The sequence below is a fragment of the Bradyrhizobium sp. USDA 3262 genome (assembly GCF_054060035.1).
In genome coordinates this window covers 6,279,077-6,302,949 of record NZ_JBSSCT010000001.1, presented here as the reverse complement: position 1 = coordinate 6,302,949, position 23,873 = coordinate 6,279,077, and the positions used below count along the sequence as shown (strand labels likewise).

23 protein-coding genes and 1 pseudogene are annotated in these 23,873 nt (G+C 63.7%); 19 read left to right on the top strand and 5 right to left on the bottom strand.

Features of this window, described 5'->3' with window-relative positions:
* Nucleotides 1-7: 7 nt before the first annotated feature.
* The 12 genes from rplR (at nt 8) to ACVWYP_RS29645 (ending at nt 8,400) form a co-directional block, all read left to right on the top strand.
* Complete coding sequence (rplR, locus tag ACVWYP_RS29700) at nt 8-367, top strand: 50S ribosomal protein L18 (protein WP_016843760.1); 360 nt, start codon at nt 8-10, stop codon at nt 365-367.
* A gap of 58 nt (nt 368-425) precedes the next feature.
* Entirely contained in the window at nt 426-1,001 is a 576-nt protein-coding gene (rpsE, locus tag ACVWYP_RS29695) for a 30S ribosomal protein S5 (RefSeq protein ID WP_016843761.1), read from the top strand.
* Between the two features lie 39 nt (nt 1,002-1,040).
* A complete protein-coding gene (gene rpmD, locus ACVWYP_RS29690) occupies nt 1,041-1,232 on the top strand; it encodes a 50S ribosomal protein L30 (RefSeq protein WP_028335461.1) in 192 nt (63 codons plus the stop codon).
* A gap of 21 nt (nt 1,233-1,253) precedes the next feature.
* Entirely contained in the window at nt 1,254-1,739 is a 486-nt protein-coding gene (rplO, locus tag ACVWYP_RS29685) for a 50S ribosomal protein L15 (protein WP_028339310.1), read from the top strand.
* Between the two features lie 156 nt (nt 1,740-1,895).
* A complete protein-coding gene (gene secY / locus ACVWYP_RS29680; protein WP_016843764.1) occupies nt 1,896-3,230 on the top strand; it encodes a preprotein translocase subunit SecY in 1,335 nt (444 codons plus the stop codon).
* A gap of 71 nt (nt 3,231-3,301) precedes the next feature.
* Nucleotides 3,302-4,198 carry an adenylate kinase gene (locus ACVWYP_RS29675; RefSeq protein ID WP_304495806.1) on the top strand — a complete coding sequence of 299 codons (897 nt, stop codon included), beginning with the start codon at nt 3,302-3,304 and terminating at the stop codon, nt 4,196-4,198.
* A gap of 189 nt (nt 4,199-4,387) precedes the next feature.
* Nucleotides 4,388-4,756 (top strand): 30S ribosomal protein S13, encoded by a 369-nt coding sequence (gene rpsM / locus ACVWYP_RS29670; protein ID WP_028339308.1) that lies wholly within the window; start codon nt 4,388-4,390, stop codon nt 4,754-4,756.
* A 114-nt stretch (nt 4,757-4,870) separates the two neighbouring features.
* Complete coding sequence (gene rpsK / locus ACVWYP_RS29665; RefSeq protein WP_006021048.1) at nt 4,871-5,260, top strand: 30S ribosomal protein S11; 390 nt, start codon at nt 4,871-4,873, stop codon at nt 5,258-5,260.
* 119 nt (nt 5,261-5,379) lie between these two features.
* The gene (locus ACVWYP_RS29660; RefSeq protein WP_035631062.1) at nt 5,380-6,411 is read left to right on the top strand and encodes a DNA-directed RNA polymerase subunit alpha; all 1,032 of its coding nucleotides are present in this window, start codon (nt 5,380-5,382) and stop codon (nt 6,409-6,411) included.
* Between the two features lie 187 nt (nt 6,412-6,598).
* The gene (gene rplQ / locus ACVWYP_RS29655) at nt 6,599-7,015 is read left to right on the top strand and encodes a 50S ribosomal protein L17 (protein WP_016843769.1); all 417 of its coding nucleotides are present in this window, start codon (nt 6,599-6,601) and stop codon (nt 7,013-7,015) included.
* A 287-nt stretch (nt 7,016-7,302) separates the two neighbouring features.
* Nucleotides 7,303-8,097: an SDR family NAD(P)-dependent oxidoreductase gene (locus ACVWYP_RS29650; RefSeq protein WP_304495805.1), complete on the top strand. Its 795-nt coding sequence runs from the start codon at nt 7,303-7,305 to the stop codon at nt 8,095-8,097.
* A 6-nt stretch (nt 8,098-8,103) separates the two neighbouring features.
* A complete protein-coding gene (locus tag ACVWYP_RS29645) occupies nt 8,104-8,400 on the top strand; it encodes a DUF1330 domain-containing protein (RefSeq protein ID WP_304495804.1) in 297 nt (98 codons plus the stop codon).
* A 236-nt stretch (nt 8,401-8,636) separates the two neighbouring features.
* Here ACVWYP_RS29645 and ACVWYP_RS29640 read toward each other — a convergent pair whose 3' ends face one another.
* The 3 genes from ACVWYP_RS29640 to ACVWYP_RS29630 all read right to left on the bottom strand — a co-directional run bounded on the left by ACVWYP_RS29640 (nt 8,637) and on the right by ACVWYP_RS29630 (nt 12,314).
* The gene (locus ACVWYP_RS29640; RefSeq protein WP_304495803.1) at nt 8,637-9,764 is read right to left on the bottom strand and encodes a hypothetical protein; all 1,128 of its coding nucleotides are present in this window, start codon (nt 9,762-9,764) and stop codon (nt 8,637-8,639) included.
* Between the two features lie 69 nt (nt 9,765-9,833).
* Complete coding sequence (locus tag ACVWYP_RS29635; protein WP_304495802.1) at nt 9,834-10,913, bottom strand: phosphotransferase; 1,080 nt, start codon at nt 10,911-10,913, stop codon at nt 9,834-9,836.
* A 387-nt stretch (nt 10,914-11,300) separates the two neighbouring features.
* Nucleotides 11,301-12,314, bottom strand: coding sequence for a zinc-binding alcohol dehydrogenase family protein (locus ACVWYP_RS29630; protein ID WP_304495801.1), 1,014 nt, complete (start codon nt 12,312-12,314; stop codon nt 11,301-11,303).
* Between the two features lie 118 nt (nt 12,315-12,432).
* Between ACVWYP_RS29630 and ACVWYP_RS29625 the strand changes: the two genes are divergently transcribed.
* Nucleotides 12,433-12,810, top strand: coding sequence for a winged helix-turn-helix transcriptional regulator (locus tag ACVWYP_RS29625; protein WP_028335471.1), 378 nt, complete (start codon nt 12,433-12,435; stop codon nt 12,808-12,810).
* 384 nt (nt 12,811-13,194) lie between these two features.
* Here ACVWYP_RS29625 and ACVWYP_RS29620 read toward each other — a convergent pair whose 3' ends face one another.
* Complete coding sequence (locus ACVWYP_RS29620; RefSeq protein WP_304495800.1) at nt 13,195-14,793, bottom strand: OprO/OprP family phosphate-selective porin; 1,599 nt, start codon at nt 14,791-14,793, stop codon at nt 13,195-13,197.
* A gap of 341 nt (nt 14,794-15,134) precedes the next feature.
* Here ACVWYP_RS29620 and ACVWYP_RS29615 point away from each other — a divergent pair, with 341 nt between their 5' ends.
* Nucleotides 15,135-16,493: a DegQ family serine endoprotease gene (locus ACVWYP_RS29615; RefSeq protein WP_155258366.1), complete on the top strand. Its 1,359-nt coding sequence runs from the start codon at nt 15,135-15,137 to the stop codon at nt 16,491-16,493.
* Entirely contained in the window at nt 16,490-17,824 is a 1,335-nt protein-coding gene (locus ACVWYP_RS29610) for a replication-associated recombination protein A (protein ID WP_304495799.1), read from the top strand. Before ACVWYP_RS29615 ends, ACVWYP_RS29610 begins: the two co-directional genes overlap by 4 nt.
* Here ACVWYP_RS29610 and ACVWYP_RS29605 read toward each other — a convergent pair.
* A pseudogene (locus ACVWYP_RS29605) lies at nt 17,821-18,024 on the bottom strand (transposase); the annotation flags it as partial. The gene ACVWYP_RS29610 and the pseudogene ACVWYP_RS29605 sit on opposite strands and share 4 nt — an antisense overlap.
* Before the next feature lie 245 nt (nt 18,025-18,269).
* Between ACVWYP_RS29605 and ACVWYP_RS29600 the strand changes: the two are divergent.
* The 4 genes from ACVWYP_RS29600 to ACVWYP_RS29585 are packed head-to-tail and all read left to right on the top strand — an operon-like array spanning nt 18,270 to nt 23,800.
* A complete protein-coding gene (locus tag ACVWYP_RS29600) occupies nt 18,270-20,672 on the top strand; it encodes a DUF3604 domain-containing protein (RefSeq protein WP_304495798.1) in 2,403 nt (800 codons plus the stop codon).
* Nucleotides 20,672-21,814, top strand: coding sequence for a hypothetical protein (locus ACVWYP_RS29595; protein WP_304495797.1), 1,143 nt, complete (start codon nt 20,672-20,674; stop codon nt 21,812-21,814). Before ACVWYP_RS29600 ends, ACVWYP_RS29595 begins: the two co-directional genes overlap by 1 nt.
* 22 nt (nt 21,815-21,836) lie before the next feature.
* Nucleotides 21,837-22,790 carry a peptidylprolyl isomerase gene (locus ACVWYP_RS29590; RefSeq protein WP_304495796.1) on the top strand — a complete coding sequence of 318 codons (954 nt, stop codon included), beginning with the start codon at nt 21,837-21,839 and terminating at the stop codon, nt 22,788-22,790.
* Nucleotides 22,787-23,800, top strand: a complete 1,014-nt coding sequence (locus ACVWYP_RS29585; protein WP_369525527.1) for a HupE/UreJ family protein — start codon at nt 22,787-22,789, stop codon at nt 23,798-23,800. The genes ACVWYP_RS29590 and ACVWYP_RS29585 overlap by 4 nt, the downstream gene beginning before the upstream one ends.
* Nucleotides 23,801-23,873 lie beyond the last annotated feature (73 nt).

Below are 23,873 nucleotides of genomic sequence, written 5' to 3'. Positions count from 1 at the left end.
GCCGGTCATGTCACTCAAGGTTACGAATGCCCGGCGCAAGCAGCGCGTGCGCCTTGCGCTTCGCCGCTCGGCAGGCGGCCGTCCGCGGCTGTCGGTGTTCCGCTCGTCCAAGCACATCTACGCCCAGGTCATCGACGACCAGAAGGGCGAGACGCTCGCTTCCGCCTCGTCGCTGGAGAAGACCATGCGCGACGCCGGCAAGACCGGCGCCGACATCGATGCGGCGAAGGCGGTCGGCAAGCTGCTCGCCGAGCGCGCGGCGCAGAAGGGTGTCAAGGAAGTCGTGTTCGATCGCGGCGCCTACATCTATCACGGGCGCGTCAAGGCGCTCGCGGATGCGGCGCGCGAAGGCGGATTGAGCTTCTAAACTTTACGAACGATGACGAGGAAAGAGGCGCAAGGCCTCCTAGAGATTGGAAAACACCATGGCAGGTGAACGCGAACGCGGCGGACGCGAACGGAGCAGGGAGCGCGAGGAGCGCGACAGCGAGTTCGTCGACAAGCTCGTCCACATCAATCGCGTGGCGAAGGTCGTCAAGGGCGGCAAGCGCTTCGGCTTTGCGGCGCTGGTCGTGATCGGCGACCAGAAGGGCCGGGTCGGGTTCGGCCACGGCAAGGCGCGCGAAGTTCCGGAAGCGATCCGCAAGGCGACTGAATCGGCGAAGCGCAACCTGACGCGCGTCGCGCTTCGCGAGGGTCGCACGCTGCATCACGACATCGCCGGCCGTCACGGCGCCGGCCGAGTCTACTTGCGTGCCGCTCCGGCCGGTACCGGCATCATCGCCGGCGGCCCGATGCGCGCGGTGTTCGAGACGCTCGGCATCCAGGACGTGGTGGCGAAGTCGATCGGCTCATCGAATCCCTACAACATGGTTCGCGCGACGTTCGACGCGCTGAAGCATCAGGATTCGCCGCGCTCGGTGGCGGCACGCCGCAACATCAAGGTCTCCACCCTGCAGTCGCGCCGCGTCGGCGGCGACGCCGAAGTGGTGGCGGAATAACAACGCGCGCTTCTCGAAGCGCTATTCGGAGTTACTGTCATGGCCAAGGCCAGCAAGACCATCAAGGTCGAGCAGATCGGCAGCGCAATCCGCCGCCATCACTCGCAGCGTTCGACGCTGATCGGCCTCAAGCTCAACAAGATCGGCCGGGTTGCCGAGCTGCAGGATACCCCTGAAGTTCGCGGCATGATCAGCAAGGTTCAGCATCTCGTCCGCGTCGTCGGCGAGTAAGCAGAGATAAGGAGAAGGGCGATGAAGCTCAGCGATATCGCCGACAACGCCGGCTCGCGCAAGAAGCGCATGCGTGTCGGCCGTGGCATCGGTTCCGGCAAGGGCAAGACCTCGGGCCGCGGCGGCAAGGGCCAGACCGCGCGTTCGGGCGTCCGCATCAAGGGTTTCGAAGGCGGCCAGATGCCGATGCATCGCCGTCTGCCGAAGCGCGGCTTCAACAACATCTTCCGGCTCGACTTCGCCGAGATCAATCTCGACCGTCTGCAGGAAGCGATCGACAACAAGCTGGTCGATGCGAGCGCGACGGTGAACGTCGAATCGCTGGTGAAGGCCGGCGTGCTGCGCCGCGCCAAGGATGGCCTGCGGCTGCTCGGCCGCGGCGAGATCAAGACCAAGCTGACCATCGAGGTGCACGGCGCTTCCAAGTCGGCCATTGCCGCGGTCGAGAAGGCCGGCGGCTCGGTCAAGATCCTGGCCCCCGCCAAGGAAGAAGGCGAGGCGGCGTAACATCTGCGTCATTGCCCGCGACGCGCGGGCAATTCGCAGATCGAATGATGGACTTATCGAGGCCGAGCACCAGATAATGTCCGGTGTCTGCCGGCGCCCAGGGAATTGATCTCCTTGGGGGCGCCGGCGAATGGGGCTCCGGGAGAAAGCCGAAACATGGTCTCAGCAGCCGAACAACTTGCCGCCAACCTCAATTTCGGACAGCTGGCGAAAGCCGACGAGCTGAAGAAGCGCATCTGGTTCACCCTGGGTGCGCTGCTTGTTTATCGGCTCGGCACCTACATCCCGCTGCCCGGCATCGATCCCAACATCTGGGAGCAGGTGTTCCGCAGCCAGTCCGGCGGCATCCTCGGCATGTTCAACATGTTCGCCGGCGGCGGCATCCACCGCATGGCGATCTTCGCGCTGAACATCATGCCGTACATCTCGGCATCGATCATCGTGCAGCTGCTGACCACCGTGTCGCCGCAGCTCGAGGCGCTCAAGAAGGAAGGCGAGGCGGGCCGCAAGACGCTGAACCAGTACACCCGCTATCTGACGGTGATCCTGGCGCTGTTCCAGTCCTACGGCATCGCGATCGGCCTCGAAGGCGCCGGCAATGTCGTCAGCGACCCCGGCATGTTCTTCCGGATCTCGACCGCGATCACGCTGACCGGCGGCACCATGTTCCTGATGTGGCTCGGCGAGCAGATCACCTCGCGCGGCATCGGCAACGGTATTTCGTTGATCATCCTGGCCGGCATCGTCGCCGAGTTGCCGTCGGCGCTCGCCAACATGCTGGAGCTCGGCCGCCAGGGCGCGATGTCGACCGGCCTGATCCTGATCGTCATCGTGATGGCGGTCGCCGTGATCGCCTTCATCGTGTTCATGGAGCGCGCGCAGCGTCGGCTTTTGATCCAGTATCCGAAGCGCCAGGTCGGCAACAAGATGTTCGAGGGCCAGTCCTCGCATCTGCCGCTCAAGCTCAACACCTCGGGCGTGATTCCGCCGATCTTCGCCTCGTCGCTGCTGTTGCTGCCGACCACGGTCGCGAATTTCAACGCCGGCAAGGGGCCGGAATGGTTCCAGTGGATCACGACCCAGCTCAGCCACGGCCGGCCGCTGTTCCTGTTCATGTATCTCGCGCTGATCGTGTTCTTTGCGTTCTTCTACACCGCGATCGTGTTCAACCCGACCGAGACCGCGGACAATCTGAAGAAGCATGGCGGCTTCATCCCCGGCATCCGGCCCGGCGAGCGCACCGCCGAGTACATCGACTATGTGCTGTCGCGCATCACGGTGCTCGGCGCGGTCTATCTCGCGATCGTCTGCCTGATTCCTGAAATTCTGATTTCCTACGCATCGGTCCCGTTCTACTTTGGCGGCACCTCGCTGTTGATCGTCGTCAGCGTGACGATGGATACGGTGTCGCAGGTGCAGGGCTATCTGCTCGCTCATCAGTATGAAGGGCTGATCAGGAAGTCGAAGCTCAGGGGAGGCCGCCGCCGCTGATCGCGGCTCGGCTTCGAACTCAAAACACAGGTGTGCGGACGTCGCCCACCTAGCCGGGGGGCGAAACAGAAATGAGATTGATCCTTTTGGGGCCGCCGGGCTCGGGCAAGGGAACCCAGGCGCAGCGGCTGGTGCACAAGCACGGCATCGTCCAGCTCTCGACCGGTGAGATGCTGCGCGCTGCGGTTGCCGCGGGCACCCCGATCGGCTTGCAGGCCAAGGAGATCATGGCCAATGGCGGCCTGGTTCCCGACGAGGTGGTGGTGGGAATCATCGCCGACCGAATCGAGGAGCCCGATGCCAAGAAGGGCTTCATTCTCGACGGCTTCCCGCGCACCGTGCCGCAGGCCGCGGCGCTCGACGATCTGCTCCGGAAAAAGCATCTCAAGCTCGATGCGGTGGTTGAGCTCCGCGTCAACGAGAGTGCGCTGCTCGCCCGCGTTGAGAAGCGTGCCGAGGAAACCCGCGCACGCGGCGAGGAAGTCCGCCTCGACGACACGCCGGAGGTGCTGACCAAGCGCCTGGCGCAGTACCGTTCCCTAACGGAGCCGCTGATTCACTACTATTCGGAGCGGCGGAAGCTCCTGACGGTCGATGGCATGATGACCATCGAGCACGTCACCCGCGAGATCAACCGGATCCTGACCGCGCTCGGCGCGCTGGAACCGAAGGATCACGAGGATCACGCCCCCAAGGCGGCCAGAAAGGCCGCCAAGACGATCAACAAGACGGTCAAGAAGACCACCAAGATACCGGCCAAGAAGGTAGCCAAAGCGGCCAAAAAGGCCACCAAACCCGCCCGGAAGGCTGCCAAGGCGCCCTCCAAGGCCAAGGGGGCCAAGAAAGCCGTGAAGAAAGCCGCGAAGCAGGCGGTAAAGAAGGCCGCCGGCGCCGCGAAAGCCCGCAAGGGAGCAAAGACCGCCAAAAAGGCGGCAAAAAAGCTCACGAAAAAGCGAGCCAAACGCTAGGAGCGGTTGACGAAACCGACATGAATCCTTTAATAAGCCCCGCATCCAAGTTGGATAGTTTTATGACGATGCCGGGCCCCGAAGGACATGAGGGGAGGGCGTCGTGTTCGCGTTTGTGGACACAAGCCCGAGAGAGCAAGAACTCGAGAAGCCCGTATCCGTGATGGATCGGCGACAGGAGAGAAGTCCGTGGCCCGTATTGCCGGCGTCAACATTCCTACCAACAAGCGCGTCCTGATCGCGCTTCAGTACATCCATGGCATCGGCCAGAAGCACGCGGCCGACATCGTGGAGAAGGTCAAGATCCCGCTGGACCGTCGCGTCAACCAGCTGACCGACCAGGAAGTCCTGCAGATCCGCGAAGTCATCGACCGCGACTATCTGGTCGAGGGCGACCTCCGTCGTGAGGTCGGCATCAACATCAAGCGGCTGATGGACCTCGGCTGCTACCGCGGTCTGCGTCATCGCCGCGGTCTGCCGGTGCGCGGCCAGCGCACCCACACCAATGCGCGCACGCGCAAGGGGCCGGCCAAGGCGATCGCCGGCAAGAAGAAGTAAGTTTTGCGAATTGCGGGTGGGGAGTAGCGAATGGAAATTCGCTACTCGCCATTTGCGTTTTGAGGTGTAGCCGCTGGCACTACGGCGGCGTCGAGATCACAGGAAAGGTTTGAAATGGGCAAGGAAGCCACCCGCGTACGCCGCCGCGAACGCAAGAACATCGCCTCCGGCATCGCGCACGTGAATTCGTCGTTCAACAACACGACCATCACCATCACCGACGCGCAGGGCAACACCATCGCCTGGTCGTCGGCCGGCACCATGGGCTTCAAGGGCTCGCGCAAGTCGACCCCCTATGCCGCGCAGGTTGCGGCCGAAGACGTCTCCAAGAAGGCGCAGGAACACGGCATGCGCACGCTGGAGGTTGAAGTGGCCGGCCCGGGTTCGGGCCGTGAGTCGGCGCTCCGCGCGCTGCAGGCTGCGGGCTTCACCGTCACCTCGATCCGCGACGTGACCACCATCCCGCACAATGGCTGCCGTCCGCGCAAGCGTCGGCGCGTTTGATCTGTAAGTCGCGGGCGGCCTCTGGCCGCCCTGCGATGGTTTTTGGAATTGACCGCGCGGACTGATCCGCGATCTCCAACGCCGGGTTCGGCCATTCGATTTGGCCCTGTGACCGGCAAATGGGTGAAACAGTGACGATCCAGAAAAATTGGCAAGAACTCATTCGACCGAACAAGCTGCAGGTGACGCCGGGCTCGGATGCGAGCCGGTTCGCCACCGTGGTCGCCGAGCCGCTCGAGCGCGGCTTCGGCCAGACGCTCGGCAACGCGCTGCGCCGCATCCTGTTGTCCTCGCTGCAGGGCGCGGCGGTGCAGTCGGTGCACATCGACGGCGTGCTGCACGAGTTCTCCTCGATCGCCGGTGTCCGTGAAGACGTCACCGACATCGTCCTCAACATCAAGGACATCTCGATCAAGATGCAGGGCGAAGGCCCGAAGCGCATGGTCGTGAAGAAGCAGGGCCCGGGCGCCGTCACTGCCGGCGACATCCAGACCGTCGGCGATGTCACCGTGCTCAACCCTGACCTGCAGCTCTGCACGCTGGACGACGGCGCGGAGATCCGCATGGAGTTCACGGTCACGACCGGCAAGGGCTATGTCGCCGCCGAGCGCAACCGTCCCGAGGATGCGCCGATCGGCCTGATCCCGGTCGACAGCCTGTTCTCGCCGGTCCGCAAGGTCTCCTACAAGGTCGAGAACACCCGTGAGGGCCAGATCCTCGACTACGACAAGCTGACCATGACGATCGAGACCAACGGCGCGATCACGCCGGAGGACGCGGTGGCCTATGCCGCGCGCATCCTGCAGGATCAGCTCAACGTGTTCGTCAACTTCGAAGAGCCGCGCAAGGAAGTCACGCAGGAGATCATCCCCGATCTCGCGTTCAACCCGGCGTTCCTCAAGAAGGTCGACGAGCTCGAGCTGTCGGTGCGTTCGGCAAACTGCCTGAAGAACGACAACATCGTCTACATCGGCGACCTCGTGCAGAAGTCGGAAGCGGAAATGCTCCGCACCCCGAACTTCGGCCGCAAGTCGCTGAACGAGATCAAGGAAGTGCTGGCCCAGATGGGTCTGCACCTCGGCATGGAAGTGCCGGGCTGGCCGCCGGAGAACATCGACGAGCTCGCCAAGCGCTTCGAGGATCACTACTGAGAATTCGTCGTTCCGGGGCGATGCGCGAGCATCGAACCACAGATGCGCAATTGCGCATCGGGGAACCTCGAGATTCCGGGTTCGGCTCTGCGAGCCGCCCCGGAATGACGACCGGGCGAACGCAGGATGCCCACCTGCAAAACTTGTCGCTGAACCACCGCGGCAGAATTGAAGAAGGAAGAAGTCAATGCGTCACGGCAAGGTTCATCGGAAGCTCAACCGCACCGCCGAGCACCGGCGTGCGATGTTCGCCAACATGGCGGCCGCGCTGATCAAGCACGAGCAGATCGTCACCACGCTGCCGAAGGCCAAGGAGCTGCGGCCGATCGTCGAGAAGCTCGTCACCCTCGGCAAGAAGGGCGGCCTCGCCCTGCGCCGCCAGGCGATCTCGGAGCTGCGCGACGTCGACCAGGTCAAGAAGCTGTTCGACACGCTGGCGACCCGCTACAAGGATCGCCAGGGCGGCTACACCCGCATCATCAAGGCCGGCTTCCGCTACGGCGACAACGCGGCGATGGCCGTGATCGAGTTCGTCGACCGCGACGTCGACGCCAAGGGCCAGGACTCCGGTCCGGCGCAGGACAAGGAAGCCGAGGCGGCGTAAGCCTCGCTTACCGAGCAGATTTTGAGAACGGCGCCTTCGGGCGCCGTTTTTATTTGACGGCCGCGCTCGATCCCCGTCGTCCTGGCGAAAGCCGGACCCATTACCCCAAATCTAAATTGTTGCGCGACGCTGGGGCTCAAATCCTTCTCATAATCACCTGCGGTGGTAATGGGTCCTGGCTTTCGCCAGGACGACGAGGTGTGTTCTATTTCCTCACGCATCGGTGAGACACAATTGCGGTGCATCATGTGGCGCCCGATATCCATCGACATCAATGGAGATGACAGATGAAAATCGACCTTTCCGGAAAGACTGCGCTGGTAACCGGCTCCACGGCGGGCATCGGCAACGCCATTGCGAAGGGCCTGGCCGAAACCGGTGCCGAGGTCGTGGTCAATGGCCGCGGTCAGGCCAAGGTCGATGCAGCGGTTGCCGCGATCGGGAAGGCCGTACCCGGCGCCAAGGTCCGCGGCGTTGCTGCCGATGTCTCGACCGCGGCGGGCTGCAAGGCGCTGCTCGCGGCGCTGCCGGACGTCGACATCCTCGTCAACAATGCCGGCATCTTCGAGCCGAAGCCGTTCTTTGAAATCCCGGATGAGGACTGGAGCCGCTTCTACGAGGTCAACGTGATGTCGGGCGTCCGGTTGTCGCGCGGCTACATGCAGGGCATGCTGAAGCGTAACTGGGGTCGCATCGTCTTCATCTCCTCGGAATCCGGCCTCAACATCCCCACCGAGATGATTCACTACGGCATGACCAAGACCGCGCAGCTTGCGATCGCGCGCGGGCTCGCCGAGCTGACCAAGGGCACCGCCGTCACCGTCAACTCGGTGCTGCCCGGACCGACGATGTCCGAAGGCGTCGAGACCTTCGTCAAGGATCTCGCCAAGCAGAACGGCCAGTCGGTCGAGGAGGCGGCGTCCAACTTCGTCAAGCAGCACAGGCCGACCTCGCTGCTGCAGCGCTTCGCCAGCACCGAGGAGATCGCCAATCTCGTGGTCTATGTCTGCTCCAAGCAGGCCTCCGCGACCAACGGCGCCGCGCTGCGCGCCGAGGGCGGCATCGTCAACACCATCGCGTGAGGCCGCATGCCGGCCTATGTGATCTCCGAGGTCGAGATGCGGGACGCCGCGGGGTTCGAGGCCTATCGCACGCTTGCGGCGAACACCATCGCACAATATGGCGGGCGCTACGTCGTGCGCGGCGGCACAGCTGAACTGGTGGAGGGCGGTCCACCACCGCATGCGATCGTTATCGTCGAATTTCCGACCATGGCGCGTCTGCGCGAATGGTATGCGTCACCGGAATACGCCGAAGCGTTGAAGCTTCGCGCAACCGCGCTGGAGCGACGCCTGCTGTTCGTCGAGGGCGTGCCGCCGATCTAAAAGCGGGATGAGTTCTGGTCGAATCGGTTTGCTGCGGTTTCGGTTCACCTCTCCCCATCGGGGAGAGGTCGGATTGCGCCTGGCGATGCGAAGCATCGTCCAGTGCAATCCGGGTGAGGGCTCTTGCTCCCTCGATAGACCGTAACCCCTCACCCGATTTGCTGCGCAAATCGACCTCTCCCAAGGGAGAGGTGAACTTTCGACGCCGTTCCAGCTCAACCTGATCTCATCACGCTTTAACCCTTCGCGCCGTCCAGGAATTCGCTGAAGCCGGCGGGGCGGTAGGGGCCGAAGCAAATCTGCTCCAGCACGCCAATTCCGGTCTGCCCGCCCTGGCGGGCGCGGACCACCTGCTGCACGTGCACATTCTCGCGGGCCAGCGGGTCCAGCGTGGCTGGATCGAACGACTCGCCGCCGATCTCGAGCTCGCCCTTCCACATGCCCTGGCCCCATTGCGGATGGCCGTAGCCGAGGCCCTTCATCTGGAATTTGAGGATCGGGTCGAGCGCGATGGTCGCGGTGTGGCCGTCGATGTCGACGAGGTCGATTTCAGCCGACTGCGCGAGTCGGGTGTTCGGCACGTATTTGACGCGATGCCGCGCGGTCGCCATGCGGCGATCGAGGCCGTCGACCACGCCGGGGATCTCGGCCTCGCTTCGGTAGAGCGGCGCGGTGATGCCCTCGCGGACCAGCGCCTCGCCCTGCGTCCCGTCGAAGAAGATCGCGTGCGAGATGTGGTCGTCCCAGACCAGAGGCGCCCAGAGGAAGAACACGCTCGGCGGCGGCATCGGCGCGCCTCCGACGTCGCGTTCGCCGACATTGCGCACGCCCCAAGAGCGATCCTTGGTGCCGTAGCATATGCGATCGTCGACCTTGATCCCGCCATCGGGGTGGCTGATGACGCCGCTCCAGCGGCCGAACTGGTCGAACCGCGTCGAATCCATCGCGCGGCGGCCGCCCGACCAAAGCGTCTGGCGCGCTTCCTGGATCGCGGCGGTGCGCGCGGAGAACGTCAGATCGCAGGCGAGGCCCGTCGCATTGTCGTCGAGCACGACCCGGGTCCGCAGCATCGGCTCGAGCACTTCGAGCCTGAACGGACCGATCTGCATCTCGGTGCGCTCGATCGGCGCGCGCCGCGAACCGTAGAAGCAGTGCTGCCGTCCGCCGCGTTCCACGACGCTGAAGGCGCAATCGAGGATCTTGCGGTGCGGGTAGATCGCAATGCCGATCCCGAAATAATACGCGCCGTCGGCGGTATAGCCATTGAACCAGGTCCGGTCATAGACATTGCGGTCGCTGGTTGAGGGAACCGCGATCGGCTCCGGCGTCTGGTGGATGGGGAAGTCGTCCAGTTTGTTGAGCACGCCGATCCCTTTCGCTGTCCTGACGCGTTTTCCGCACGCGAACCGCTATACGGCTCGCTCGAAAACGCCTTAGTCCTGCCAGTATGAAAAACTGTCGTGGTCCAGCGCTTGCGCGCAGGCGCCGCGGGTCATTTTCAGGAACAGCGCGTCGCCTCGCGCGGAGCGCTGGACGCTGAGCGCGGAGACCACGCCCATCATGATGCCATGCAGCGTGTAGCGCCGGTAATCCCGCCAGCAACGATCCCAGTCATAGTCCCGCACGCCGCGCCGGATCAGTTCCGAATGATAGAACCGCACCAGGTCGGCTTCATGAAGCCGCCGTTCGATCGGGTCGATACCGGCCGAGAGGAAATAGGCGACGTCGACGATTCCTGGGCCCACTGTCAGCGTCTGCCAGTCCAGCGTCGCCATCGGATGGGTATTGCCGCGGACGTCGAACAGCATGTTGTCGAGCCGGAAATCCGCGTGCTGCAGCGTTCGCGGCGCCGATCGATCGGACTGGTAGCGCAATAGCGCGTCCGGAAGCCGGTCGATCAGATCAAGGAATTCCGGCTCGATCACGCCGCGATAGCGCTCCTTGTAGTGACCGATGATGCCGGGGAGCACCGTGCGAAGGTCTCTGCGCCGGCTTGCGGCCACCGCGAAGCATTGCACAGCGTCGAGCGTCGGGTCGTTCCATCGCGGCGCATGCAACGCCGCGGCCTCGGTCATCGCCGTCAGGCAGTCGGCGATCACGCATCCGGCGAGCTGATCACCCGCGCGCGCCGGCGCGAGGTCCTCCAGGATCAGGGTGAAGTCGTCGGTCGCCGGATCGATTTCGGCGAGGATCGGCCGCGGGGTGTGAATGGCGACGGTGGCGGCCAACTCGCGATAGAATGCGACCTCGCGGACGTAAAGCGTGTGCGCGGAACCGGAGCGGCGGCTGTCGGGATCCGCGGCCGGGAATTTGCCGACGACGCTCAAGGGAGCGTTCGGCTCGTCACCGTCATAGGTCAGACGAAATCGATAGCTGTCGCCGACGAGGCCATTGCCGACCGGCTTGCACGCGAGATCGACGACCCTGACCTGGTCGATCACACCGGCTTCGCGCAGCGCCCGCGTCATCCACCCCGGATCGATCCGCGACGGATCGGCCGCGAGCAAATTCATCGGTTTCCTCCCATCCCCCATGTATTCCCTTGGGGCGTCACCACCGCTCCAGCCACGTCTTGCGCGGTTGGATTGAGGACGGGGTGATCGTTGCGCAAATCATACAGGCGATGCTGTGGCTTTGGCAAAAGCCACCCGCCGGCCTGTGGGGATATCTCGCGAGGTGCGGTGGGCGGGTTTGCTGCTCTTACTGCGTTGCAGCTGCTTCTCCACGGATCCCGCGCCCAGCCGTCATTGCGAGCGAAGCGAAGCAATCCATCTGCCCGCAAACGCGGTTGGGCGGATTGCTTCGTCGCTTCAGCGCAAAATTGCTTCGCAATTTTGTCGCGAGCTCCTCGCAATGACGGCGGAGGTAGAGCCGTAACGCAGCAGGCCTAACCCACCCGTCTACCAGCCTTCCAGCACGATCTTGCCGCGCGACTTGCCGCTTTCCAGCAAAGCGTGGGCGCGCTTGAGGTTCGCGGCGTTGATGGTGCCAAAGGTCTGGTCGAGCGTGGTGCGCAGCACGCCCTTGTCGATCAGGTCGGCGACATCGTTGAGCAGATGATGCTGCGCGATCATGTCAGGCGTCTGGAACGACGAGCGCGTGAACATCGATTCCCAGTGCACCGAGACCGCCTTGCCCTTGAACGCGGCAACGTTGAATTCCGGCGGATCGTCGATCAGGCCGAACTTGCCCTGCGGTGCGATGAAGTCGGCGATCGACTTGTAGTGCTGGTCGGTGAAGGTGAGGCTGGCGACGAGGCCGACCGGCGGCAACTTCAGTTTTTCGATCTGCTCCTTCATCGGCTGCGAGTGGTCGATCACCGCGTGGGCGCCGAGATCGCGGCACCACTTTTGCGACTCCGGCCGCGTTGCGGTCGCGACCACGGTCAGCCCGGTGAGGCGGCGCGCAAGCTGGATCAGGATCGAGCCGACGCCGCCGGCGCCGCCGGTGATCAGCAGCGTGCGCGGATCGAGGCTCTTGCCCGGCACCGCGCCGAGCCGGTCGAACAGCAGCTCCCACGCGGTGATCGAGGTCAGGGGCAGGGCGGCGGCCTGCGCGAAGGACAGCGACGCCGGCTTGTTGCCGACGATGCGTTCGTCGACCAGGTGAAATTCCGAATTGGTGCCCTGGCGCAGGATCGAGCCCGCGTAGAACACCTCGTCGCCGGGCTTGAAGAGCGAGACGTCGGGCCCGACCGCGTCGACCACGCCGGCCGCGTCGAAGCCGAGGATCTTGTAGCCGCCGTCGGTCGGCGCCGCGCGCTTGCGCACCTTGTAGTCGACCGGATTGGCCGAGATGGCCTTCACCGCGACGCGGATGTCGCGCCCCTTCGGCTCGGGCTTGGCGATCTCGAAATCGACGAGCGAATCCGCCGCCTCGATCGGCAGCGATTTTTGGTATCCGACGGCCTTCATGCCTGGTCTCCGTGGTGGGCGATTGCCTGCCGTCTTACCTGTCGCGCTGGCGTCCTTTTGGCAAGTACTGTAAAAACAGGGAACTAGTCCCTGTTTGTATACTATTGGGAAATATCCGATGAAACGGCAGAACTTTGCGCGCCGGCCGGGCTGCGCGGTCGAGGCAGCGCTGGACCTGATCGACGGCAAATGGAAGGGCGTGATCCTGTACCACTTGCAGGCCGGCACCCAGCGCTTCGGCGAGCTGCGGAAGCGGATGCCCGGCATCACCCAGCGCATGCTGACCAAGCAGCTGCGCGCGCTTGAGGACGATGGCCTCGTGATCCGCAAGGTCTATGCCGAGGTGCCGCCGCGGGTCGAATACACGCTTTCCGAACTCGGCGAGAGCCTGCGCCCGGTGATCGATATTCTGAAAGCCTGGGGCGAGGGCCATCAGGAGCGGCTGTCCTGCGCGCCGGCGCCGGAGGTCGTCGTGAAGAAGAAGCGCGCGGCCTAGGGCTGAGGTGCAGTTGAACTGGTCGTGCGGCAAACTCCGCTGCACCTCTCCCGCTTGCGGGCAGGGCTATCGCATATGCCCCTTGGCGACGGCGCAAGTGCTTGGCCTCGTGGTTCGAGACGCGCCGCAAGCGGCGCTCCTCACCATGAGGGTCTACTATTGTGCCGCAAAACAAGACCTCATCCTGAGGAGCCCGCCGAAGGCGGGCGTCTCGAAGGATGGCCACGAGGACACCGCCACGAAATGCGATAGCCCTGCCCGTAAGCGGGAGAGGGAACGCAGTTTCGATGCCGCTACGGCTCGATCATTTCACGCATTCCAGAGCAACAAAAACGGCCGGGGCGATGCCCGGCCGTCTATGAGTTGGTCTCAGCTCGGATCGCCTCAGAACGCAACCTGCGTACGCAGCGCGACCGCGTCGAACTTCGAGCCGACGTCCGCAGTCGAGGTCGCCGAGGCCTGTTTGGCGATATCGCCGTGCAGGTAGTTCAGCATGAAGCGGACGTTGTTGTTGACGTACCAGTTCAGTGCGGCGGTGTAGACGGTCTGCCGTCCGCCCGCGATGCCGACCGCCTGCGCGATCTGATCGTTGAGGTCCATCGTGCTGACGCGGCCGGCGATTTCCCAGGCGCCAATGCCGCCGCCGGCGAGCGAGAACGGATCATGCGGCTTGATCCCGCTATAGGAGGCCGTCGCCGGATTGTAGGCGTGGTTCTCGCCGGTCAGCACGTAGCCGACCTGCGCGTAGCCGCCGTCGAACTTCAGGCTCGGCGCGCCGAACGGCGGCAATCCGGTGTTCGCCGAGCGATCGACATTGAACCAGTAATATTCGCCCTGCGCGATGAACGGGCCATAGGTCGCGGCCGCCTCGACGCCGTAGACCTGCGCGCCGGAGACGTTGGCGATCGCACCGGTCGAGATCAGCGTCGTCGGATCGATGCGCAGCTCGGGCCGGTCGCTGAGCGTGAGCGTCTGTGCCTGCGTCAGCTGGTTGCGCGGCGGCTGCACCAGCCATTCCGCATCGGCGCCGATGTGCACCGAATAGTTCTTGCCGCTGATTGGATTGCCGGCGACGCGGATGACCCCGCCATACTGCTCGGACGTGCCGGCCGGCGAGGCCGAGGACGCGGAGTGGATGGCGCCCGACGTCGGTCCGGTGACATAGCCGCCGATCCAGAACTGGTCGTTCCACCAGCGGGTGCCGGCGGCCGAACGGAAGTCACCGGCGGCGATGTTCTGGGCGATGATGCCGACCGAGGCGCGCTCCATGAACAGGATGTCGTTGGAGCTGGTCGCTTCGTCGAGCGTCCACGGCACGTCCATGATGCCGCCTTCGATCGCCATCTTGCCGCCGAACGGCTTGAAGCCGGTGTAGCTCAGATACGCATTCTCGATGCCCGAGGTGCCGCCGCCGGGCAGCGATCCCGGCGCCGCGCCGCCGAAGCCGTCGGACGAGCCGCCGAAATCGTAGATCAGCGAGTAATTCCAGTCGCCGAAGAATTTGCCGACGATGCCGATACGCGCACGGCGGACGTTCTCGCCGCTGTCGAGCTTCTGCGGCGAGGTGCCTGCGGTGTTCGGACGATAGTCGTAGCCGCCGACATCCCAGTGCACGCGGCTCGTGATCGCAACGCAGTTCTGTTCGTCCGCGGTGCAGATCGTCGGCCGGTTGTTCGGCATCGTCACCACGACGCCGGACGGCGCGACCGGGCCCTTCACGGGGATCGCGGCGTTGGCGCTCGCCACCCGCGCGGCCTTGGCGTCCGCCGCCTTCGCATTGGCGTTTGCGCTGGCGGCGCTTGCGGTATTGGCGTTGGTCTGCTTCTGCAGTCTGTCGAGCTTCTGCTCGAGCATCTTCAGCTGCTGCTTCAGCAGCGCGATCTCCGCATCGCTGCCGCCTCCGGCCGATTGTGAATAGGCCGGCGAGGCGGCGAGCGCCCCTGCCAGGCCTATGGCGATTGCACCAACTTTTGTCGCACCCATTGTGCACCCCTGTTGTGTTTGAAGTCCCCACTCACCGAACGGTCCTAGGAGCGTATCGTGACTGACGCACGACACTGCTTCCGGGCATCGCAGTTCCGCTTGTGGTCCGCAGGCAACAAGCGGAGCGGCGCAGTGAGATGACAGCCATCATAGAAGCTTGGCGGCGCGCTTCAACGCGGTGGCCGCGGGTTGTGCACCGGTCCGGCGGGGGGCCAGTTATCCGGCCCGGCGCCCTTCAATTGCCCGGCGAACACGCCTATATTCCGGCGTTTCCACGAGAGGTGAGAATGCTCCGACCCGTCCGTTTTGCTGCCGTATCCGCTCTGTGCACGTTGGCCTTCATGGGGAATCTTTCCGCTGCCGCGGCCCAGGAGCGCCGCGTGCCGTCCTCGCAGGCCGAGCTGCAATTGTCCTATGCGCCGATCGTGCAGCGGGTGCAGCCGGCGGTGGTCAATGTCTACGCCGCCAAGACCGTGCAGAACCGCAATCCGTTCCTGGACGATCCGATTTTTCGCCGGTTCTTCGGCGTGCCGGGACAGCAGCCCGAGCAGATGCAGCGCTCGCTCGGCTCCGGCGTGATGGTCGACGGCTCCGGGCTTGTGGTCACAAACAATCACGTGATCGAGGGCGCCGACCAGGTGAAGGTCTCGCTCGCCGACAAGCGCGAATACGAGGCGGAGATCGTGCTGAAGGACAGCCGCACCGACCTTGCGGTGCTGCGGCTGAAGAACACCAACAAGGAAAAATTCGCAACGCTCGACTTCGCCAATTCCGACCAGCTGCAGGTCGGTGACGTCGTGCTGGCGATCGGCAATCCGTTCGGCGTCGGCCAGACCGTGACGCACGGCATCATCTCGGCCCTGGCACGCACTCAAGTCGGGATCACGGATTATCAATTCTTCATTCAGACCGACGCGGCGATCAATCCCGGCAATTCGGGCGGCGCGCTGGTCGACATGACCGGCCGGCTCGCCGGCATCAACACCGCGATCTTCTCGCGCTCCGGCGGCTCGCAGGGCATCGGCTTTGCGATTCCCGCCAACATGGTGCGGGTGGTGGTGGCCTCCGCCAAGAGCGGCGGCAAGGCGGTGAAGCGGCCGTGGCTCGGCGCGCGGCTGCAGGCGGTCACGCCGGAGATCGCGGAGACGCTGGGACTGAAGCTGCCGTCCGGCGCGCTGGTCGCCAATGTCGCGCCGAACAGCCCGGCGGCGAAGGCCGGGCTCAAGCTCTCCGACCTGATCGTCGGGATCGACGGCACGCCGATCGACGATCCCAACGCGTTCGACTACCGTTTCGCGACCCGTCCGCTCGGCGGCAACGCGGAGATCGAGGTGCAGCGCGCCGGCAAGCCGGTGAAGCTCACCGTGCCGCTGGAGACCGCGCCCGACACCAATCGCGACGAGATCGTGCTGACCGCGCGCTCGCCGTTCCAGGGCGCCAGGGTCGCCAACATCTCGCCGGCGCTGGCCGATGAGCTGCATCTCGACGCCGGCGCCGAGGGCGTCGTGGTGACCGAGCTCGCCGATGACGGCACCGCCGCCAATGTCGGCTTCCAGAAGGGCGACATCATCCTCGCGGTCAACAACGAGAAGATCGCGCGGACCAGCGACCTCGAGAAGGCCTCGAAGACGGGGTCGCGGGTCTGGCGCATCACGCTGGTGCGCGGCGGCCAGCAGATCAACGTGACGCTCGGCGGATGAGCCCAAAGAGACCGCAGGAAGCCAGCAATCTCTTCGCTGCGGCGGGGATGGAGCAGGACGCGCCGCACCCGCTGCCGGACCGGCTGCGTCCGCGCACGCTGGCCGATGTCGTCGGCCAGGATCACATCCTCGGCCCCGACGGCGCGCTGACGCGGATGCTGGAGACGCGCACGCTTGGCTCGCTGGTGTTCTGGGGACCGCCCGGCACCGGCAAGACCACCGTGGCGCGGCTTCTGGCCGATGCCACCGAGCTGCATTTCGAGCAGATCTCCGCGGTGTTCTCCGGCGTCGCCGATCTCAAGAAGGCGTTCGATGCTGCGCGTGCCCGCCGCGAGACAGGCAAGGGCACGCTGCTGTTCGTCGACGAGGTGCATCGTTTCAACCGCGCGCAGCAGGATTCCTTCCTGCCCGTGATGGAGGACGGCACGGTGGTGCTGGTCGGCGCCACCACGGAGAATCCATCGTTCGAGCTCAACGCGGCGCTTTTGTCGCGCGCCCGCGTGCTGGTGTTTCACTCGCTCGATACGGCGGCGATCGAGAGACTGTTCGCCAATGCCGAGAAGATCGAGGGCAAGCAGCTGCCGCTCGATGCCGAAGCCCGCGCCGTGCTGGTGCGGATGGCCGATGGCGATGGCCGCGCCTCCCTGACACTGGCGGAAGAGGTCTGGCGCGCCGCCCGCAAGGGCGAAGTGTTCAACGCCGAGCAGTTGCAGGCCATCCTGCAGCGCCGCGCGCCGATCTACGACAAATCGGCCGACGGCCATTACAATCTGATCTCGGCGCTGCACAAGTCGGTGCGCGGCTCCGATCCGGATGCGGCGCTGTATTATCTCGCGCGCATGTTCGATGCCGGCGAGGATCCGCTGTTCCTGGCGCGGCGCGTGGTGCGCATGGCGGTCGAGGATATCGGCCTTGCCGATCCGCAGGCGTTGGCGGTCTGCAACGCCGCCAAGGATGCCTACGACTTCCTCGGCTCGCCGGAGGGCGAACTCGCGATCGCGCAGGCCGTGGTCTATCTCGCCACCGCGCCGAAATCGAACGCGGTCTATACTGCGTTCGGCGCTGCGATGCAGACCGCAAAGCAACGCGGCTCGCTGCTGCCGCCGAAGCACATCCTGAATTCGCCGACCAAGCTGATGAAGTCGGAGGGCTACGGCTCCGGCTATCAATATGATCACGACATGCCGGACGCGTTCTCCGGCCAGGACTATTTCCCGGAAGCGCTGGGCCGTCAGACCTTCTATGATCCGCCCGACCGCGGCTTCGAGCGCGAGATCCGCAAGCGGCTGGATTACTGGCAGCGGCTGCGCAAGGAGCGCGGCGGGAGCTAGGACGCGGACTCATAAAGGCGCAGCCAGCGCCTGATTGACGCGAGTTGAACGAAAGCAAGGTAGTTGGCAGCAAGCCTGTCATAGCGCGTCGCCACCTGACGACATTGTTTGATCCTGTTGAAGAACCGCTCGACCTGGTTGCGAGCACGGTAGAGATAGGGGCTGAAGCAGATCGCATCGTTGCGGTTGCTTCTCGGCGGCTTTTCGGACCGTTTGAGACGTAGCTTGGGTCGCTTCAACCGGCCAAGCGGCGCGTTTGACCCGCAGCGGTCATTCGAGAATTTTGGCACCTTCGATCATCCAGCGGACCTGCTTTGATCTAAGTCAAAGGAAGTTCGGCTCTCCCGTTCAGATGATCTCTGGGACGGGCCAGCCACACCGCCGAACCGCCGACTCTATTTGAGCTATATATTCTTTGCAGCACTCGAGACTTAGCTGGGAGGCGATGATGAAGTTCATTTCTGAACAAAGTCGTTCCAGGCAAAGCCATTTCGCGAAGTCAATCTTGGCAGCAGGCATAATCGGCTTTGTGTCTTTGCCCGCGCAGGCTCAGCAGCGTAATCCCGAACGCGACGCCTATTTCGGCGAAACCCACATCCATACCGGCTATTCGCTCGACGCCTGGACGTTTGGCAACCGGGGCGACCCCGGCGACTCCTACAAATATTTCAAGGGCCAAACGATCAAGCATCCGCTGGGCTATGACATCAAGATTGAAACCCCATTGGATTTCGCCGGCGTCACCGATCATTCCGAATATGTGGGCATCGTCAGTCTGGCCAACGATCCGTCGTCGCCGATCAGCAAAGTCCCCGCGGCGCAGCAATTCATTTTGAAGGGCAACACTCCGGAAGAACAACAGAGAGTTTACCTCGCCGCGGTCACTTTGGTGGGCCTTCCTACGCCTAACCAAGCGCTCATGGATCCGGAGATTGCGCACTCGGTCTGGCAAAAAGCCGTCGATTTCGCGGAAAAGGCCAACGAGCCGGGCAAGTTTACGGCCTTTTGCTCCTACGAGTGGACGTCGATGCCCAACAGCATGAACCTCCACCGCAACATTTTCTTCAAGGATTGCAAACATATCCCGACCGCGCCGTACAGCGCGCTTGACTCGACCGACCCGACAGACCTTTGGAAATGGATGGACGGCCAGCGCAAGACCGGCAACGAATTGCTGGCGATTTCGCATAACGCCAATCTTTCGGACGGGCGCATGTATCCAACCGAGGTCGATCTGCACGGTCGCCCGATCGATCGGGCCTATGCCGAAGATCGCATGCGCAACGAGCCATTGATCGAGCTGAAGCAGACCAAGGGGCAATCCGAAACCCATCCATTGCTCTCGCCGAATGACGAATTCGCCAGCTATGAAATTTTTGCGTTTCTGCTCGGCGATCCCGAAGGGCGCATTCCGCACATTGTCGGCAGCTATGCCCGCCAGGCGTTGAAGGATGGCATCGCCCTCCAAGACGCCAAAGGTTTCAATCCTTATAAATTCGGCTTCGGCGCGGCGTCGGATTCTCACTCGACGGCCACGCCTTACCGCCATGACAATTATTTCGGCACCCTCGGCAGTCTCGACGGCACGGTCGAACGCCGCATGGCTGGTTTGTTGTTGTCTGGCATCGACGTCCGCAACATCACTACGGCCGGCCTGACGGGCGTCTGGGCGGAAGAAAACACCCGCGAATCGATCTTCAACGCCATGAAGCGCAAGGAGACTTTTGCGGTCAGTGGCCCGCACATCAAGGTGCGCTTCTTCGGCGGCTGGAATTACGCGAAGGACGTGACCGATGAGCAGAAGCGGCTGAAGATCGCGCCGGACTGGCTGAAGGATCAGGCCTGGGTCACGACGGCCTATGATCAAGGCGTGCCGATGGGCGGCGACTTGCAACCGATGCCCGCCGGCGCGAAACCGCCGTCCTTCGTCGTCTGGGCGCTCAAGGACCCGAGCTCCGGGAATCTCGACCGCATCCAAGTCGTCAAGGGCTGGACCAAGAGTGGCCAGAGCTTCGAGAGAGTCTTCGACGTCGCCTGGGCGGGCGACCGCGAGCCGGACAAATACACCGGCATCGTGCCGCCGGTTGGCAACACGGTCAATATCGGCAAGGGAACCTACACCAACACAATAGGCGCCGTCGAACTGAAGACGGTCTGGACCGATCCGGAATTCGATCCGAGCCTGCACGCATTCTACTACGCCCGCGTGCTCGAAATCCCGACGCCGCGGTGGACGACGATCCAGGCTGCGAAACTTGGCATCGCCCCGCCGGACGTCGTGGCCTCGACCCAGCAGGAGCGCGCCTGGAGTTCGCCGATCTGGTACACGCCAAGCGAAGACGTGCGGAAGACGGCCAAGGCCGGGCCGACCGTGGACGATCTCATGAAGCAGGGCGCGGTCGCGCTTGGCGACAGCGAACTCAAGGGTTTGCTTGTCGGAAAATCGCCGTACCTGCAAAACAACGTGACCGGCGTGAAGATGCGAATGGTCTTCGGCGCGTCAGGCGGCGCAGACCCCGCCAAGCCGCTGACGCCAATCGACCCGGCCTATGAGACGTCGAAATTCGCCGCCAACCAGGCTCAGACCCGCTTCGCCTACGGCGGCAAGGGCGAAATGCAGCCGAGCGCGCTAGGCGATATCGCGGGCAGCAGCTATCTCGGCGCGACCAAGCCCTATTACATCAATAACGGCAAGCTCGTCACCGACATGGTCGGCACGGCGATCCAGGTCAGCGTTTATAAGCTCGGCGACAAATATTATGGCGCGCGCAGCAACGAGTTCGGCTACGCCAATTATGAAATCATTCCGCCGATCAGAGAACTGAATCCGCTGAACAACTTGCGCTGATGACACGATTGACGCCGGGGAAAAGAACGAGGGCTGCGGCGCTCAAGCGGCTTCGAAGCGGCCTGCCGATTCTGTTGCTGCTGATTTCGTCGATGGGCGCGGCGGCGTGCCCGCTCTGCTATGAAGCCGCGCGGCAAATGCTGACCGAGGGCACGCGGCTCGATGCAGCGGACCGTGCCGTGCTCGCCGCACCGGAAGCTGAGGGCGGCCCATTGCAGGTGGTCGCGGTCGTCAAGGGAAAAGACATGGACGGCGCGATCATCGCCGACCCTGTCGCCGGAAACGCGATGACCGTTCCTGCCGGCGAGGCGTTGTTGTTGGTGCACAGCGCCGCCGACGCCGGTTGGACAAGCCTGGGCTCTATCCCACGGGCCTACGCGGAATGGCTCCGCGCGATTGTCGCCACGCGCGAAATCGGCGGCGACGCCCCTCAACGTTCATGGCCGATGACGCCCGCGACGGCGGACATCCTCACCTACGCCGGCTGGCGCCAAAGGGTAGCGCTCGTCCTGCCCTATCTGGAAATCGCCAATCCCCTGGCAGCGCGCCTCGCCTGGGGAGAACTTGCCCGTGCACCCTATGCGGCGATTGATGCGGCGCGATCGAAAATCGAGCCGGCCAAAGTCACCGGTTGGATCGACGATCCAAGACTTTCGTCGCGCCGCGCCGCCTATCTGATGTTGCTCGGCTTTGCCGGCGGCGCTGTGGAAGCCAAGGGCCTCGGCGCCCGCCTCGAAGCGGCGTTGGCGTTCCACGACGCAAGAGACCTCGCGGCGCTATTCGCCGCCGACCTCCAACTCGACGGCGCCTCCCGCGTCGAATGGATCGAAACGCGGGTGTTCGGCGACCGCAGCCGGACAATGCCTGAAATCGAGGCCGCGCTTCTGGCGCTCAAGGTTCTCGGCGACGCCAACGGTGCAGTGCCGCGTGCGCGCATCATTGAAGCCTATCGTAGTTTCATCAAACGGCGCCCGGCCATGGCCGGCTTCGTCGCCCCGCAATTGGCGGACTGGGGCTATTGGGATGCTGCGGCGGATTATTTCGCGATCGTCAAGGCAAATCCGGAATTGGACCCCGCCAGTCACTTCGCCATCACTGTCTATCTCCAGCGCGCGGCGGAGGCGGGCGTGCGCATCCAATAGTTCACGTTTCGTGGAGTTCCTTGTGTCCCGTTTCTTGCGCGAGCCTCTGGTCCATTTTTTTGTAATCGGCGCCGCCCTGTTCGCGTTTTATCGTTTCTTGCCGCCATCGGGACCGGCCCCGACAGCACAGGCTCAAGCCTCCGTTCCGGCTCCTCAGGCGCCTTCAAGGCAGATTGTTCTGACCTACGATCAACTCGCGCGCCTCGCCACGCTTTTTCAGTCGCAATGGGGCCGCGAGCCGACACTGCAAGAACTCGACCGTCTCGTCGAAACCAACGTCAAGGAGGAGATATTCTATCGCGAAGCCATCGCGATGGGGCTCGACAAGGACGACGAGATCATCAGGCGGCGCATGGCGCAGAAAATGCAGTTCCTCGCCGAGGACGTGGCCGCCGCGCACGAGCCAAGCGCCGACGAACTGAAAGCATGGTTCGAACAGAACCAAAGGCTATTCGTGGAGCCACCGCGCACCAGCTTCCGGCATCTCTATTTCTCGCCCGACCGCCGCGGCGACAACGCGCACGCGGACGCCGAGAAGGCGCTCGCGGAACTAAATCGCCAGCCGCAAGATACGAAACTCGCAGGCGCCGACCCGTTCATGCTGCAAGAATATTATCGCGATCGCACGCCCGAATATCTCTTCAAGGAATTCGGACCTTCCTTTGCGACCGCCGTACTCAACCTCCCGACGGGCTCCTGGCGGGGTCCAATTGAATCCGGTTACGGATGGCATCTGATTTTCGTCGATACGCAGATTCCAGCGCGCACGCCGCCCTTCGACGAGATTCAGGCCGATGTGAAACGGGTCTGGCTCAGCGACCGGAAGGCGCAGGCGACAAAAAAGGCCTATGACGAATTGCGCGCGAAATACACCGTGTTGCTGCCGGCGCCACCGCCTGAAGGCGCGCCGCCGCCCCGAAAATTCGACCCGAAAACGGTCATGCAGTCCATCCCGGCCGGGGTCTATCCCCAGTGAGCGCCGTCCGTCCTTTCATCGGCGTTATTGTAGCCCTGCTGCTGGCGTTTTGCGCCTGTCGGTCCGCCTGCGCCCATGAGATTCGCCCCGCCTATCTCGCGCTCAAGGAGACAGCGCCGGGCCAGTACGAGGTTCTGTGGCGAACGCCCGTCCTGTCGGGCATGCGTCTGCCGGTCGTCCTCAAGCTTCCGGACCGTGTAAAGAACCTGAAGGATCCCGTTGTGAGCGAGCTCTCGGACTCGCTCGTCGAACGTCGCTGGGTCGAGGCGGGGCCAAACGGACTGGGAGGGCGCATCGAGTTCGCGGGCCTGCAATTGACAATCACAGAGGTGCTGGTGCGCGTGCAGATGCGTGACGGCACTGTCTCGACCACCTTGGTACGGCCAAGCCGCCCATGGATTGAGATCGCGGCCGCGCCCGGAATGCTCGCGGTGGCGGGAGCCTATGTCCTGCACGGAGTCGAGCACATTCTGTTCGGTTTCGATCACCTGCTGTTCGTGCTCGCTCTCATTTTGATCGTGCGCAATGGACGGGTGCTGCTGTGGACCATCACCGCCTTCACGGTTGCCCATTCAATTACGCTCAGTCTGGCCACGCTGGGGGTGGTGCATGTGCCGGGGCCGCCTGTCGAGGCCATGATCGCGCTGAGCATTCTGCTGCTGGCGTGTGAAATTGTTCGCATGCAGCAGGGTGAGACCAGCTTAACCTTACGACGGCCATGGATCGTGGCCTTCTCCTTCGGCCTCCTGCACGGGCTGGGCTTTGCCAGCGCGTTGACGGATATCGGACTGCCACAAGGCGATATCCCACTTGCGCTGCTCTCCTTCAATGTCGGCGTGGAGATCGGGCAATTGATTTTCATCGGTGCCGTGCTCGGGGCATTGTTTTGCACCCGACGCTTTGGCGTTTCGCCAAGGATCAGACACGCCACTGTCCCGGTTACGAGCTATGCGATCGGCGTCGCGGCTGCGTTCTGGTTCATCGAGCGGCTCGCAGGATTTGGCGGTTGAAGGATCTCCATCTCACCAGACTCTGCTGACAGCGCCGACGACCTTGATCAAATGAGCCTGCTTTTCTGCGGCG